Origin of the sequence: Streptomyces dryopteridis (assembly GCF_049606955.1) — a bacterium.
Lineage (GTDB): Bacteria > Actinomycetota > Actinomycetes > Streptomycetales > Streptomycetaceae > Streptomyces.
In genome coordinates this window covers 1,571,308-1,586,130 of sequence record NZ_CP187113.1, presented here as the reverse complement: position 1 = coordinate 1,586,130, position 14,823 = coordinate 1,571,308, and the positions used below count along the sequence as shown (strand labels likewise).

Annotated in this window: 15 protein-coding genes; 9 read left to right on the top strand and 6 right to left on the bottom strand. The window is 72.8% G+C overall.

Going from position 1 to position 14,823, the window contains the following annotated elements; all coding sequences use genetic code 11:
* Positions 1-109: 109 nt before the first annotated feature.
* Genes ACN20G_RS06360 through ACN20G_RS06345 form a run of 4 tightly spaced genes read right to left on the bottom strand, consistent with a single transcriptional unit; the run spans position 110 to position 2,761 of the window.
* The gene (locus tag ACN20G_RS06360) at positions 110-586 is read right to left on the bottom strand and encodes a MarR family winged helix-turn-helix transcriptional regulator (protein ID WP_424215392.1); all 477 of its coding nucleotides are present in this window, start codon (positions 584-586) and stop codon (positions 110-112) included.
* Between the two features lie 56 nt (positions 587-642).
* Complete coding sequence (locus ACN20G_RS06355; RefSeq protein WP_424211743.1) at positions 643-1,476, bottom strand: AIM24 family protein; 834 nt, start codon at positions 1,474-1,476, stop codon at positions 643-645.
* Positions 1,473-2,123 carry an AIM24 family protein gene (locus ACN20G_RS06350; protein ID WP_424211742.1) on the bottom strand — a complete coding sequence of 217 codons (651 nt, stop codon included), beginning with the start codon at positions 2,121-2,123 and terminating at the stop codon, positions 1,473-1,475. The genes ACN20G_RS06355 and ACN20G_RS06350 overlap by 4 nt, the downstream gene beginning before the upstream one ends.
* Complete coding sequence (locus ACN20G_RS06345) at positions 2,123-2,761, bottom strand: AIM24 family protein (protein WP_424211741.1); 639 nt, start codon at positions 2,759-2,761, stop codon at positions 2,123-2,125. Before ACN20G_RS06345 ends, ACN20G_RS06350 begins: the two co-directional genes overlap by 1 nt.
* A 163-nt stretch (positions 2,762-2,924) precedes the next feature.
* On the opposite strand from ACN20G_RS06345, the gene ACN20G_RS06340 reads away from it, so the two are divergent.
* From ACN20G_RS06340 to ACN20G_RS06325, 4 genes are all read left to right on the top strand, one after another.
* Entirely contained in the window at positions 2,925-3,281 is a 357-nt protein-coding gene (locus tag ACN20G_RS06340) for a DUF3817 domain-containing protein (RefSeq protein ID WP_424211740.1), read from the top strand.
* Complete coding sequence (locus ACN20G_RS06335) at positions 3,278-3,574, top strand: MTH1187 family thiamine-binding protein (protein WP_424211739.1); 297 nt, start codon at positions 3,278-3,280, stop codon at positions 3,572-3,574. Before ACN20G_RS06340 ends, ACN20G_RS06335 begins: the two co-directional genes overlap by 4 nt.
* Before the next feature lie 170 nt (positions 3,575-3,744).
* Positions 3,745-5,529 carry a glycosyltransferase family 2 protein gene (locus ACN20G_RS06330; RefSeq protein ID WP_424211738.1) on the top strand — a complete coding sequence of 595 codons (1,785 nt, stop codon included), beginning with the start codon at positions 3,745-3,747 and terminating at the stop codon, positions 5,527-5,529.
* Between the two features lie 5 nt (positions 5,530-5,534).
* Positions 5,535-7,544: a galactose oxidase-like domain-containing protein gene (locus tag ACN20G_RS06325; RefSeq protein WP_424211737.1), complete on the top strand. Its 2,010-nt coding sequence runs from the start codon at positions 5,535-5,537 to the stop codon at positions 7,542-7,544.
* Between the two features lie 44 nt (positions 7,545-7,588).
* On the opposite strand, the gene ACN20G_RS06320 is transcribed toward ACN20G_RS06325, so the two are convergent.
* Together ACN20G_RS06320 and ACN20G_RS06315 are read right to left on the bottom strand one after the other, a co-directional pair.
* On the bottom strand, positions 7,589-8,662 hold the full coding sequence (locus ACN20G_RS06320) for a glycoside hydrolase family 6 protein (protein ID WP_424211736.1): 1,074 nt from the start codon (positions 8,660-8,662) through the stop codon (positions 7,589-7,591).
* Between the two features lie 124 nt (positions 8,663-8,786).
* On the bottom strand, positions 8,787-9,797 hold the full coding sequence (locus tag ACN20G_RS06315) for a DUF5937 family protein (protein WP_424211735.1): 1,011 nt from the start codon (positions 9,795-9,797) through the stop codon (positions 8,787-8,789).
* 113 nt (positions 9,798-9,910) lie between these two features.
* Between ACN20G_RS06315 and ACN20G_RS06310 the strand changes: the two genes are divergently transcribed.
* The 5 genes from ACN20G_RS06310 (at position 9,911) to ACN20G_RS06290 (ending at position 14,745) form a co-directional block, all read left to right on the top strand.
* Complete coding sequence (locus ACN20G_RS06310) at positions 9,911-11,248, top strand: MFS transporter (RefSeq protein WP_424211734.1); 1,338 nt, start codon at positions 9,911-9,913, stop codon at positions 11,246-11,248.
* 43 nt (positions 11,249-11,291) lie between these two features.
* On the top strand, positions 11,292-11,801 hold the full coding sequence (locus tag ACN20G_RS06305) for a MarR family winged helix-turn-helix transcriptional regulator (protein WP_424211733.1): 510 nt from the start codon (positions 11,292-11,294) through the stop codon (positions 11,799-11,801).
* A gap of 43 nt (positions 11,802-11,844) precedes the next feature.
* A complete protein-coding gene (locus ACN20G_RS06300; protein WP_424211732.1) occupies positions 11,845-12,180 on the top strand; it encodes a DUF3817 domain-containing protein in 336 nt (111 codons plus the stop codon).
* 148 nt (positions 12,181-12,328) lie between these two features.
* Positions 12,329-12,979, top strand: coding sequence for a hypothetical protein (locus ACN20G_RS06295; protein WP_424211731.1), 651 nt, complete (start codon positions 12,329-12,331; stop codon positions 12,977-12,979).
* A 65-nt stretch (positions 12,980-13,044) separates the two neighbouring features.
* Positions 13,045-14,745 (top strand): acyl-CoA mutase large subunit family protein, encoded by a 1,701-nt coding sequence (locus tag ACN20G_RS06290; protein WP_424211730.1) that lies wholly within the window; start codon positions 13,045-13,047, stop codon positions 14,743-14,745.
* Positions 14,746-14,823: the final 78 nt, after the last annotated feature.

Below are 14,823 nucleotides of genomic sequence, written 5' to 3'. Positions count from 1 at the left end.
GGCTCCTTCCGGTGCGCGATCACGGCGGCGGAGGGGCTCTCGCCGTGCCCGGTCAGCCTAGGGCGGGCCGGCGGTGATCACATGTCGGGCGGGCCCGGGAGGGCGGGGCTCAGAGCTTGCCGCGCGCCGTCCGCAGGTGTTCGGCGACCGGGCCGAGGGAGCCGCGCAGGGCGGTCAGGTCCTCGCCGGAGAGCAGGTCGATGAAGTGCCGGCGGACCGAGGCGACGTGGTGCGGGGCGACCTTGCGCATGGTCTCCATGCCCTCGTCGGTGAGGACGGCGAACAGGCCGCGCCGGTCGGACTCGCAGTTGACGCGGCGGACCAGGCCGGCGTTCTCCATCCGGGTGATCTGGTGGGAGAGCCGGCTCTTGGACTGCAGGGTGGCGGTCGCGAGGTCGCTCATCCGCATCCGCAGGTCGGGGGACTCGGAGAGGTTGACGAGGATCTCGTAGTCGTTGTTGGTGAGACCGAAGGGCTGGAGGTCCTTCTCCAGCTGGTGCATCAGGAGTCTGCTGACGTCGAGATGGGTGCGCCAGGCGCACTGTTCGGCGTCGGTCAGCCAACGGGTGGCGGTCTCGGTCTCGATCGTCTCCATGAGTGAACTCTACCCAAGAAGTTGAATTACGTACAAAAATAGGAAGATCACAGTCCGAAGCGCCGCTGGAGGTCGCCGAGCTGCCCCGGCATCCGCGGCAGGTTCACCTGGCCCGCGCCCCCGTGCCCGCTCCCGTGCCCGGCGCCGTGCCCCGGACCCGCGCCCGGCACGCCCGGCTCCGCCCCGACCGTGCCGGTGGCGCGCTCCGCCATCAGCGTCTCGGAGGACTGGAGCAGCACCGTCCCGGCGCCCACGAACTCGAACTGGTGCTCCTCGCCCGAGGTGCCGCCGATCCCGGTCAGCGCCCGCAGCCCGCCGATCACCCCGGACATGTACCCGTGGTCGTAGTGGTGGCACGGCGAGGGGCAGTCGGCCCAGCCCACCAGCGCCTGCGGGTCCACCCGCAGCGGCGGCTCCAGGAACACCACCGGCCCGTTCGACGCGGCCACGAACCGCCCCGTCCCGATCAGGGTCAGGAAGCCCGGCACGATCGACTGCTTCAACGCCAGCGTCGGCTCGTAGGCCAGCAGGTTCCCCGAGCGGATCGTCAGGTTGCCCTCGTCGAGGTCGTAGGAGTTCACGTCGAAGGCGCGGTCGGCCAGCAGCATCTTGCCCTGGCCCTCGGCCACCACCCAGTCGGCGGCGTGCAGGGGCGAGTGGAAGCTCGTGCGCAGGATCCGGTCGAAGCGCCCGTGCCCGATCCCGTCGAAGGTGATCCGCCCGTAGTAGGCGATCATCTTGCCCTTCTGGAGCAGCCACTGGCTGTTCTTGAGCTCCACGCAGAAGGTGTACGGGTTGACGTTGTCGTCCGAGGGCAGCGAGTGCGGATCGAGGACGGTGGGCCCCCCGGGGCCCGTCAGCGGCGCCGGGCCGTGGTTCACAGCTTCTCCTCCGATGCCTGCACGTAGACCGTGCCCTGGCCGGACAGTTCCAGTTGAAAAGCCTCGCCCGAACCGCGGCCGACCATGTCGCGCCAGCCCAGGGCCGTCGACAGCTTGTTGCGCACGTCGCCGTGGTGGGCCACGTACGCCTGCGGGTCCACGTGCACCGGGCGCTGCGGGGTGATCGGCAGTTCGACGACCCCGCCGTGCGCCATCACGGCCACCGAGCCGTGCCCCTGGAGGGTGGTGGTGAACAGGCCCTGGCCGGTGACCTGGCCCCGGACCAGGCCCATCACGCCGCCCTGCGAGCCCATGAACATGGTGCCCTGGCGCAGGGTGCCGTCGAAGGCCAGCAGCCGGTCGGCCTCCACGTACAGGGTGTCGCCCTGCAGGTTGATCACCTGGATGTGGTGGCCGCCGTGGCCGAACATCACCGTGCCCTCGCCCTCGACCGTCATCAGCGGGGTCTGCTCGCCCGCGATCCGCCGGCCGATCGCGCCCGTGATCCCGCCCTGGCCGCCCGCGAGGTCGGGGGTGAAGGAGACGGAGCCGCGGTAGGCGAGCATCGCGCCGCGCTGGCTGTACAGCTTCTGGCCGGGCACGACGCGGGCCTCGACCACCCGGGAGTTGATCTCGGTGAACGGCATCAGACGTCGCCCCCGAAGGTCGCCCGCTCGCTCGGTTGCACGTACACCAGGCCCTCGCCCTCGAACCGGATCTGGAACGCCTCGCCCGAGCCCTCGCCGATCAGGGTCCGGAAGGTGACCCCGGCCTGGAGCTGCTGGCGCAGGTTCCCGGTGTGCGCGATGTACGCGCCCGGGTCCACGGTCAACGGGTACTGCGCGGAGACCCGCAGCACCACCGCCGGCCCGTCCGAGAGCAGCGCGGCCTGGCCGGAGCCCTCCACGGTGGTGGTGAACAGCCCGTTGCCGCTCGACGCCCCGCGCAGCCCCGTGAAGGTGGTGCCGGTGCGCAGGCCCGAGTCCACGCACAGCAGGTTGCTCGCCTCCACGTGCAGCTTCTCGCCCTGGAGGCGGACCAGGCTGATCTCCGTGGCGCGGTCGGCGAACCAGCAGGTGCCCTGGCCCTGCACCTCCATCACGGTCATCTGCTCGCCGGTGAGGCGCCGCGTGACCATGCCGCGCAGGCCCTCGCCGCCGCCGGTCATCTTCTTGAAGGTCATCCGGCCGTCGTAGGCGACCATCGACCCGTTCTTCGCTTTGACGGTGTCGCCGGTCAGGTCGACCGCGAGCACCTTGCTCCCCTGGAGACGGAACTGAGCCACGGAGGAGACGGTATCGGGCGGCGGCCGGTGGGAACAGGGCGTGTGGCCCACATCGCGCCGTGCCGTCGGCTCCCGGCGCCGCCCCGGGTCAAGATCGCGCAAAACGGGCTGCGAGACTGGAGGGGTTCCGCGCCCGTCGCTCCCCCCTCCCCGAAGGTTGTCCGTGGACCTCAAGACCGCCTCCGCCCTGCACCGGCTGCGCCTCATCTCCGTCCCGGAGGCGCTCTCCTTCCCGGCCCTGCTGATCTTCGGCTCGCTGCTCAGCCGGATCTCCGACATCGACTTCCTGATGATGCCGCTGGGCATCCTGCACGGCATCCTCTTCGTGATCTACGCGGTGTTCCTGCTGGACGTGTGGTCCAAGGCGAAGTGGAAGTTCGGCAAGGTCCTGCTCTTCTTCGTGTTCGCCGTGATCCCCTTCGGCGGACTGTTCGGCGACCGGATCCTCAAGCGGGACGAGGCCGAGGCCGCCGCCCGCGGGCCGGTGGGCGAGACGGACCGGGAAGGGGCGGTCGCGTGATCGTCGCGTTCTCCGTGACCCCGCTCGGGGTGGGCGAGGAGGTCGGCGAGTACGTGGCCGACGCCGTGCGCGTGGTGCGCGAGTCGGGCCTGCCCCACCGCACCGACGCCATGTTCACCACGATCGAGGGCGACTGGGACGAGGTCATGGACGTGGTGCGGCGGGCCGTCGCGGTCGTGGAGGCGCGCGCGCCCCGGGTCTCGTTCGTCCTCAAGGCCGACATCCGACCCGGCGTCACCGACGGCATCACCTCCAAGGTCGAGACCGTGGAACGGCACCTGGCCGAGGGCTGAGCCCCGCCCGCGCGTACCACCGCAGGCCCCCGTGCCCCCGTGAGGGGACGGGGGCCTTCGTGTTCCCGTTCGGCGGTCGCCCTGTCGGCGGAGCCCCGTTGGACGCGCCCTCGTTTGTCGCCTTTTGTGGGGTTATCAAACCCATTGGCGAATCGAATGTGGGAGGGACCGTGCGGCCGGAAGGCTACGACTACGAGACCCACAGCCGCCTCGCCGGCCCGTTCGCGGAGCCGGAGAGCGGCGCCTACCGGGTGCGCTACCGCTCCCTGCTGTCGGGTGAGGCGCACCGAATACGAGCCGTCGGCCTGATGCTGCTCGCCCCCCTGGCGGCGGCCGGACTGCTGGCCTATCTCGTGTGGCCCTCCCACTGGACCGTCCGCGAGGGCGGCGACCGTTGGCTGGTCCGCTTCGACACCGTGATGCTGGTCTGCATCGCGCTGATCATGCTCTTCATGCTGGTGAACGTGGTGTCCATCGCCCACGCCACCCTCGTCGCCCGCGACCCGATCCCCGTGCCCCCCGAACCCGGCACCAAGGTCGCGTTCCTCACCACCTACGTCCCCGGCAAGGAACCCCTGGGCATGGTCCGGGCCACCCTGGAGGCCGCCCGCCGGCTCCGGCACGACGGCCCGCTCGACGTGTGGCTGCTGGACGAGGGCGACGACCCCGAGGCCCGCCTGCTCTGCGCCGAACTCGGCGTGCGCCACTTCACCCGCAAGGGCATACCCGAGTGGAACACCGCCAAGGGCGGACACCGCGCCAAGACCAAGCACGGCAACTACAACGCCTGGCTCGACGCACACGGCGACGACTACGAGTTCTTCGCCTCCGTGGACACCGACCACGTCCCGCTCCCCGAGTTCCTGGAGCGGATGCTCGGCTACTTCCGCGACCCCGACGTGGCCTTCGTCGTCGGACCCCAGGTCTACGGCAACTACACCAGCGCCGTCACCAAGGCCGCCGAATCCCAGCAGTACCTCTTCCACGCGCTGATCCAACGCGCCGGCAACCGCTACGGCGCCCCGATGTTCGTCGGCACCAACAACGCCGTCCGCATCAGCGCCCTGCGCCAGGTCGGCGGACTCGTCGACTCCATCACCGAGGACATGGCCACCGGGTTCGAGCTGCACCGCCGCCGCAACCCCGCCACCCGCCGGCACTGGCGCTCCGTCTACACCCCCGACGTCCTCGCCGTCGGCGAGGGCCCGGCCTCCTGGACGGACTTCTTCACCCAGCAACTGCGCTGGTCCCGGGGCACCTACGAGACCCTCTTCAAGCAGTACGGCAAGAGCTTCTTCCGGATGCCCCCCGGCCGCTGGTTCAACTACACGCTGATGCTGGTGTACTACCCCATGACGGCCGTCAACTGGCTGCTCGGCATCCTCAGTTGCGTGCTGTTCCTGTGGCTCGGCGCCTCTGGCACCCAGGTCTCGGCCTCGGTCTGGCTGATGCTCTACAGCGACGCCGCCGCCCTCCAGATCGGGCTCTACCTCTGGAACCGGCGCCACAACGTCTCCCCGCACGAACCCGAGGGCTCCGGCGGCCTCGCCGGGATGGCCATGTCCGCCGTCTGCGCCCCGATCTACCTGCGCTCGCTCGGCTCCGCCGTGCTGCGCACCCAGGGACGGTTCGTGGTCACCCCCAAGGGCGGCGCCGCCAACGCCGACCGGCTCGCGACCTTCCGCATCCACCTGTTCTGGGTCGGGGTGCTCGCGGTCTCGTTGCTCGCGTCCGTCCGCTACGACCACACGCACGCGGCCATGCGCACCTGGGCGTTCCTCGCCCTCGCCGTGGCCCTGGCCCCGACGGCCATCTGGGCCTGGACCGCCTGGCGCGACCACCGCCGGGCCGCCGCCCGGGCCCGCGCCGTGGCCCACAACCGGGTCGTCGTGCGCGGCCCCGAACCGGGCGACGAGCCGGAGCCGGCGTTCGCCACGACGACAGGAGGGAACTGAAGGTGATGGCCCCCCCGAACCGCTCCTCGCGCACACTGCGCAAGACGCTCCTGGGCGGCGGCGCCGCCGTCCTGCTGGTCGGACTCAACGCCCCCGCCGCCGTGTCCTTCGCCGAGGACCAGTACCACCAGTACAAGATCGCCCAGCCCTCGTACCGGATCCAGTACGGCTCCTGGGGCCTGGTCGACCTGCCGAAGCAGTACCGGATCAACGCGATGCACGCCGCCCTCCTGCACACCGGCAAGGTGCTGCTCATCGCGGGCTCCGGCAACAACCAGAAGAACTTCGACAAGGGCACCTTCGACACCATCCTGTGGGACCCCTCGAACGACACCTTCAAGAAGATCCCCACCCCCGAGGACTTCTTCTGCTCCGGCCACAGCCAACTCCCCGACGGCCGGCTCCTCGTGGCCGGCGGCACCGCCCGCTACGAGGTCCTCGACGGGAAGGTCACCCGCGCCGGCGGCGGCATGAGGGTCAAGAACGAGAGCCCCGACAAGGTGGTCCGCCTCAAGAAGGGCACCGTCTTCCGCTCCCCGTCCGGGGTCGAGTACGTCGCCAAGTTCGACGTGACCGTCCCCAAGGCCAAGCGCGAGTTCGAGATCGGCTACGGCAGCGGCGGCCGGATGCTGCCCTGGAAGACGAAGGTCACCGCCGCCGAGACCCGTGTGTTCGTCGAGGCCGTCAAGGACGGAGCCGAGGGACTCACCACCGAGGCCGCCCAGTACGAGGTCGTCGGGCTCACGGGCGAGGACGCCGAGAACGTCTACGGCCTCGCCGAACGCCTCAGCGTCACCAAACAGGACTTCCAGGGCATCAAGTCCGCCTACGAGTTCGACCCCAAGGCGGAGAGGTACATCCCGGTCGACCCCATGAAGGACGCCCGCTGGTACCCGACCCTGGTCACCCTCCAGGACGGCAAGGTCCTCGCCGTCTCCGGCCTCAACGACGTCGGCGACGTGGTCCCCGGCGACAACGAGATCTACGACCCGAAGACGAAGAAGTGGTCCCAGGGCCCCTTCCGCTACTTCCCCACCTACCCCGCCCTCTTCCTCACCCAGGGCGGAAAACTCCTCTACACCGGCTCCAACGCCGGCTACGGTCCCGCCGAGAAGGGCCGCGAACCCGGCCTGTGGGACCTCAAGAAGAACACCTTCACCAAGATCGAGGGGATGAAGGACGGCGACCAGCTCGAAACCTCCGCCTCCCTCCTCCTGCCGCCCGCCCAGGACCAGCGCCTGATGGTCCTCGGCGGCGGCGGGGTCGGCGAGTCCGCCCTGTCCACCCGGCGCACCGCCGTCGTCGACCTGAAGGCGAAGAACCCCGCCTTCCGCACCACGGCCACCCTCCCGCAAGGGGTGCGCTACCTCTCCAGCGTGATCCTCCCCGACGACTCCGTCTTCACCGCCGGGGGCTCCTCCGACTACCGCGGCCGTGGCGCCAGCGACCTGCTGCAGGCGCAGTTCTACCACCCGCGCACCGACCGCTTCGTGGCCGCCGCGGCCCCCACCGTCGGCCGCAACTACCACTCCGAGGCCCTGCTGCTGCCCGACGGCCGCGTGGCCACCTTCGGATCCGACCCCCTCTTCGCCGACAAGGACAACACCAAACTCGGCAAGTTCGAACACCGACTGGAGGTCTTCACCCCGCCCTACCTCTACCGGGACAAGGCCAAGCGCCCGATGCTCGGCGACGGCCCCCAGGAGGTCGACCAGAACGGCCGCGCCACCTTCAAGGCGACCAACGCCGACCGGATCGTGCGCGCCCGACTCATGCGCCCCAGCGCCGTCACCCACTCCACGGACGTGGAGCAGCGGTCGGTGGAACTCGGCCTGACCAAGACCGACTCCACCGTCACCGTCACCGTGCCGAAGGACCCCACCCTGGTCCCGCCCGGCTGGTACATGCTCTTCGTCGCCGACGCCGACGGCACCCCGTCGGTCGCCAAGTGGATCCAGATCCGGCCGCCGGCCCCCGCCACCGACAGCGACGCCCAAGGCGCCGCCGACGAGTGACGACGACCGGTCCGCGGTCGACCCGTCGGGTTCGGGGAGAGCGATTACCCCCGGGCCCGACGGGCCAAGCCCAGCGCGTACTCCGGCCACCAGCGGCCGGCGGCCGGCCCGCCCCGGCACTCGCCGTCCGACTCGCCCGGCCGCTTCACCCACAGATAGGCGTCCACCAACGGATCCCCGGTCCGGTCGGTGGGCGCCTTCCCCAGTGCCCGGCCCGGCGGATTGCACCACGCCTGGTCCCGACTGCCGGGCAGCGGCCCGTCGCCGTTGCGACTCGTGTCCAGCACGAAGTGCTTGCCGCCCAACGCCTTCGACAACCGGCCCCCGTAGGCCCGCCCGGCCTCGTCGGGCTGAAAGTTCGACACGTTCAAAGAGAACCCGTCCGCCCGCTCCACCCCCGCCCGCCGCAAGGGCTCCACCAGCTTCGTCGGATCCGGGATCCACGCCGGATTGCCCGCGTCCAGGTACACCTTCGTGCGCGGCCGGGCCTTGAGCCGGTCCACCGCCTCCGACAGCAGCGCGTACCGCTCCTCGTGGTGCTCGCCCTGGGTGCAGCCGTCCACCACGTGCGGCACCGCGTCCGGCTCCAGCACCACCACCGCCGGGGCCGTGCCCAGGTTGTCGGCGAACGCGCCGATCCAGCGCTGGTAGGCCGCCGCGTCCGCCGACCCGCCCGCCGAGTGCTGACCGCAGTCGCGGTACGGGATGTTGTACGCCACGGCCACCAGGGTTCGCCCGGCCGCCGCCGCGGCCGCCGAGGCCCGCCGCAGCTCCGGCCCCGGATCGTCGCCCGGCGCCCACAGCGCCATCGGCCGCTCCGAGATCCGCCGCAGCACCTCCGCGTCCCCATTGCGCCCCGCCGCCCGCCACTCGGCCACCTGCCGGGCCGCGTCGCTCCGGTCGTCCACCCAGTACGGGGAGTCCGGGGCGCCCGCCGGAGAGGCGCCGGCCCGCGAGGGGGCCGCCGAACCCGCCCCGCCCGGGTCCCGGCCCGGACGCTCGGGCCCCGGATCGGCGCACCCGGACACCAGCAGGGCCGGGAGCAGGAGCAGCGTGAGGGCGAGCCCCGCGGGGCGACCGCGGCGGGCGCGACCGGGCGGGAGGGTGCGGCCAGACATCCGGCTTCCTTCGGGATCTCGACGGCGAGGGCCCCGTGCGGGCGGGGTGGTGCGCCGAACCTACGCCCACGACCGGACGAAACGCCGCAAACCGCCGATCGTGGGCACGGTTGCGGAGGCGAGGTCAGGACCCGGGCAGATCGGAACCCGACACCAGGGCCCGGCCCAGCGGCGTCCACACGTACGGCACCTCCCGCCCCGCCCGCCCCGCGTCGAGCAGCCCCGCCGCCCGCAGGGCCCGCAGGTGCGCCGAGACCGAGGACGCCGCCATCCCCAACCGCGCCGCCAACACCGCCGTGGTCACCGGCTCCGCCGCCGCGCACAGCACCCGGGCCCGTCCCCGTCCCAACAGACCGGCCAGGGCCGCCGAGGGCTGCGGCGGGGCCCCGGCCCACAGATCGCCCACCCCGCGCGCCGGGTACACGAGCATCGGCTGCCAGGGCTCCTCCCAACCCGCGACCACATCCGGCCACACGAACACGCTCGGCATCAGCAGCAGGCCCGTCCCGTCGAGCACCCGGTGGTGCCCGCCCGTGCCCCGGCCGATCCGCAGGGTGGACGCCGCCCCGTCCCAGCGCACCTCCGGGTGGACGCCGGTGAACAGGGCGGCCAACCCGCCGCGCGCCGTCAGCCGCGTGTGGTGGGCGACGTCCGCCTCCAACAGGGCCCGGATCCGGGGCCAGTACGGCTCGACCAGGGCCCGCCACGCGGCCGTCAGCAGCTCCGCCAACTCCCGCGCCGCACGGGCCGGATCGGCGAGCATCCGGCGGCCGAGCTCCCCGTCCGCCGCGCCCGGGGTGCAGGCCAGGGCGCGGGCCAGGTCCTCGCGCACCCGGGCCGGATCGGCGGCCCGGATCCGGGCCGCCTCCTCGGCGAACCCCGCCGAGGGGGCGGTGGGCGCCGGGGCGAGGAAGTCCGGGTTGTGGCCGCGCCGGGGCATCAACAGCCACAGCGGACGCAGGTCCAGCCCCGCGCCCGCCGCCCGCGCGGCCCGCAGCCAGGGCAGGTGGTACGCCTGCCGCGCGGGCCGGGCCAGGGTGCGCACGGCCTCCACCGTCTCCCACAACGGGGAGGCGGCGAACCGGCAGCGCAGCAGGTCCGCCGGGGCCAGGGTCAGGCTGTAGTCGTACGACACGGGCCCAGCCTGCCGGCGTCCCGGGCCGGCGCCCGACCCGGGCCCGCGCCGCCGGATTCGGGCGGGGCCGAATCCGTGGCCGGGGGAGGGGCCGCGCGCCCATCGTCGGGGACATGCCCCCTGCCTCCCGCGACTCCCGCGACTCCCGGGCGGCCGGCGCCGCCGACGGTCCCGCCGTGCCCGCCCCCGGCCCGCCGTCCGAACCCCCGGCCCCGAGCGGGGCGCGTGGTTACGGGCCGGTGTTCCGGGTGCGGGAGTTCCGGGCCGTCTTCGCCGCGCACCTGCTGTCGGTGCTGGGCCTGGTCGTCGCCGAGATCTCCCTGACCGTGCTCGTGTTCCGCCTCACCGGCTCCCCGCTGCTGTCCGCGCTGACCTTCGCGCTCGGCTTCCTGCCCTACGCGGTGGGCGGGCTCGTGCTCGGCCGGTGGGCCGACCGGGTGCCGGCCCGCGCCACCCTGGTCGCCTGCGACCTGCTGTGCGCGACGGCCGCCGGGGCGATGGTGCTGCCCGGCACCCCGCTGCCCGCGCTGCGCGCGGTGATGTCCCTGGTGGCACCGTTGTTCGGCGGGGTCCGCGCGGCCTCGCTGGCCGAGGTCCTCGGCACCGGGGACGCGTTCGTGCTGGGGCGCTCGCTGCTGCGGACGGTCGCGCAGAGCGCGCAACTGCTCGGCTTCGCCCTCGGCGGGCTGCTCCTCGCCCTCGTGCCGCCGCGCGGGGCCCTGTCGGCCACGGTCCTCGGCTTCCTCGGCTCGGCGCTGCTGCTGCGCGTCGGCACCCGGGCCCGCCCCGCCCCGCGTCGGCGTGACGCCCCGTCCGAGGGCGCCCCCGCCGGCCCCATCGGCGGGGCGCCGCTGCTGCGGGACCGGCGGATCCGGACCCTCCTGCTGCTGTCCTGGCTGCCCCCGACCTTCCTCGTCGTCCCCGAGGCGCTGCTCACCACGTACGCGGCCGGGGCCGGCATCGGCACCTCCGCCCTCGGCCTGCTGATGTGCGCCCCGGCGGTGGGCACGATCGTCGGCGAGCTGTGGGCCGGGGCCCGGCTCCGGCCGGAGACCCGGGCCCGGATCACGCCGCCGCTCGCGGCCTGCGCGCTGCTGCCGCTGCTGGGCTGGGCGGCCGGCCCCGGGGCGCTCGTGACGGGTCTGCTGTTGTGCGCGGCGGGGCTCGCTCAGGTGTACACCCTCGGCCTGGACCAGTGGTTCGTGGCGGCGGTGCCGGCCGGGGACCGGGGCCGGGCGATGACCTGGCTGGGCACCGGACTGATGAGCTGCCAGGGCCTGGGGATGGCGGGCGCGGGGCTGGCCGCGGAGTTCTGGCCGGTGCGCCAGGTGGTGCCGGCGGCGGCCGTCCTGGGCACCTGCGCGACCCTGTGGCTGCTGCGGGAGGCACGTGCGGGCGGAGCCCGGGGCGCGCGCGGGCGCGCGCCGGCGACGCGGGGGGTCGAGTCCTGAGACGGGGGATGATCGGCAGATGACCGGCCGGTAAGGTCTACGCGTGCCCAAGCCCCTCAGCCTTCCCTTCGACCCCATCGCCCGCGCCGACGAACTCTGGCAGGAGCGGTGGGGACCGGTCCCCGCGATGGCCGCGATCACCTCGATCATGCGGGCGCACCAGATCCTGCTCGGCGAGGTGGACGCGGTGGTCAAGCCCTACGGGCTGACCTTCGCGCGGTACGAGGCGCTGGTGCTGCTCACCTTCTCCAAGGCCGGCGAACTGCCGATGTCGAAGATCGGGGAGCGGCTGATGGTGCACCCGACCTCGGTGACGAACACCGTGGACCGGCTCGTGCGGTCCGGGCTCGTGGCCAAGCGCCCCAACCCGAACGACGGCCGGGGCACCCTCGCCTCGATCACCGACAAGGGCCGCGAGGTCGTCGAGTCCGCGACCCGGGACCTGATGGCGATGGAGTTCGGACTGGGCGCGTACGACGCCGAGGAGTGCGGGGAGATCTTCGCCCTGCTGCGCCCGCTGCGGGTCGCGGCCTCGGACTTCGACGAGGGCTGACCCGCGTCAAGATCACGCAAAGCGGACGGTTAGGCTCAAGGGCATGAAGAAGAGCGTGCTGACCCGGTACCGGGTGATGGCCTTCGCCACCGCCGTCATGCTGTTGATCCTCTGCGCCTGCATGGTCGCCAAGTACGGTTTCGACACCGGCGCGACACTGACCCTGGCGGTCTCGCAGGTCCACGGCGTCCTCTTCATGATCTACCTGGTCTTCGCCTTCGACCTCAGCTCCAAGGCGAAGTGGTCCTTCGGCAAGATGATCTGGGTGATGGCCTCCGGGACCATCCCGCTCGCCGCGTTCTTCGTGGAGCGCAGGATCCGGGCCGAGGTCGCCCCGCTCGTGATCGACGACCCGGCGGCCGTGCCCGCGAAGGTCTGACCCGCCCGCACCGCACCCCCGTCCCCCGGCCGCTCCGACGCCGGTCGCCCCGCACCCCGTGCGCGCGGCGACCGGCGTTCGCCGTTCCGGGGCGGGCCGGCAGGATCGGAGGGTCGGCGGGTGGTCCGCCGGGAGGAGGAGCGGGCGGGTGCGCGAGGGAACGGTGGAGCTGCGGGCCGTGGTGGAGGCCGCGTTCGTGCCCGCGGGGTTCGGGCTGTGGCCGGTGGCGGACGCGATCGACGCCTTCGACCACGTGCCGCTGCACGGCGGGCTGGACGAGGAGGCCCTGGGCACCGTGCTGTACACCTTCGCCGTGTCGTGTCCGCACGATCCGGACGAGGTCTTCGCCGATCCGGCGGCGCGTGTGCGGGCATTCGCGGCGTCGCGGGAACCGGAGGCCCCGGGCGGGCTGTGGTGCTCGGACGGTGCCGGGCGGACGTGGGCGCCGGGCTGCTGCTCGGGGATCGAGGAGTGGCGGGAGGGGCGGCGGGTGCTCGCGAGCGGCCCGGAGGACCCGGTGTGGTTCGGGCACAGCCCGAGCGCGCACGGGGCCAGGGTCGGGGACCGGGTGCTGTTGACGGTGGACGCCGAGGAGCCGGACGGCCCCGTGATCGAGCTGGACGCGGAGGTGTACGCGCGGCTGCTCGACGGGGTCGAGGGCGAGCTGCGGGAGTTCCTGGGGCTGGTGGAGGGGTGGGCGCGGCGGGTGCTGCCCGCGCCGGACCGGGGCCCCTTCGTGGCGGCGGTCGCGCGGCTCGTGGACCTGTCCATTCCGGGTCGCGAGGGGTCCGGGACCTGATCTTCCCCGGTTTCGGCGGGGTTTTGCCATCGACATTTACTAGGACGTCCTAGTAAATTCGAAGCATGGACGCTGACGCCATCGAGGAGGGCCGCCGTCGCTGGCAGGCCCGTTACGACAAGTCCCGGACCCGCGAGGCCGACTTCACCACGCTCTCCGGCGACGCCGTCGAGCCGGTCTACGGACCCCGCCCCGGCGACACCTACGAGGGCTTCGAGCGGATCGGCTGGCCCGGCGAGTACCCGTACACCCGCGGCCTGCACGCCACCGGCTACCGGGGCCGCACCTGGACCATCCGGCAGTTCGCCGGCTTCGGCAACGCCGAGCAAACCAACGAGCGCTACAAGATGATCCTGGAGGCGGGCGGCGGCGGCCTCTCCGTCGCCTTCGACATGCCCACCCTCATGGGCCGCGACTCCGACGACCCGCGCGCCCTGGGCGAGGTCGGCCACTGCGGGGTCGCCATCGACTCCGCCGCCGACATGGAGGTCCTCTTCCGGGACATCCCGCTCGGCGAGGTCACCACCTCCATGACCATCAGCGGCCCCGCCGTGCCCGTGTTCTGCATGTACCTGGTGGCCGCCGAACGCCAGGGCGTGGACCCGGCCGTGCTCAACGGCACCCTCCAGACCGACATCTTCAAGGAGTACATCGCGCAGAAGGAGTGGCTCTTCGAACCCGAGCCGCACCTGCGCCTCATCGGCGACCTCATGGAGTACTGCGCGAGCGGCATCCCCGCCTACAAGCCGCTCTCCGTCTCCGGCTACCACATCCGCGAGGCCGGGGCCACGGCCGCCCAGGAGCTGGCCTACACCCTCGCGGACGGCTTCGGCTACGTGGAACTCGGCCTCTCGCGCGGGCTCGACGTGGACGTGTTCGCCCCCGGCCTGTCCTTCTTCTTCGACGCCCACCTCGACTTCTTCGAGGAGATCGCCAAATTCCGCGCCGCCCGCCGGATCTGGGCCCGCTGGATGAAGGAGGTCTACGGGGCCAAGACCGACAAGGCCATGTGGCTGCGGTTCCACACCCAGACGGCCGGCGTCTCGCTGACCGCCCAGCAGCCCTACAACAACGTGGTCCGCACCGCCGTCGAAGCCCTCGCGGCCGTGCTCGGCGGCACCAACTCCCTGCACACCAACGCCCTCGACGAGACCCTCGCGCTGCCCAGCGCCCAGGCCGCCGAGATCGCGCTGCGCACCCAGCAGGTGCTGATGGAGGAGACCGGCGTCGCCAACGTCGCCGACCCCCTCGGCGGCTCCTGGTACGTGGAGCAGCTCACCGACCGCATCGAGGCCGACGCCGAGCGGATCTTCGAGCAGATCCGCGAGCGCGGACTGCGCGCCCACCCCGACGGGGTACACCCCGTAGGCCCGATCACCTCCGGCATCCTGCGCGGGATCGAGGACGGCTGGTTCACCGGTGAGATCGCGGAATCCGCGTTCCGCTACCAGCGGGCGCTGGAGAAGGACGAGAAGCGGGTGGTCGGCGTCAACGTGCACACCGGCTCGGTCACCGGCGATCTGGAGATCCTGCGGGTCAGCCACGAGGTGGAGCGCGAGCAGGTGCGGGTCCTGGGCGGGCGCAAGGAGGCCCGGGACGAGGGGGCCGTCACCGCCGCCCTCGACGAGATGCTCGCCGCCGCCCGCGACGGCTCCAACATGATTCCGGCCATGCTCGACGCCGTCCGCGCCGAGGCCACCCTCGGCGAGATCTGCGGGGTGCTGCGCGAGGAGTGGGGCACCTACACGGAGCCGCCCGGCTTCTGAGCCCGGCCGCTCCCCCTCGACCCGCGGCCCGCCGCGCCCCGACTCCCCCGGGGGCGCGGCGGGCCGCGACGGCGTGCG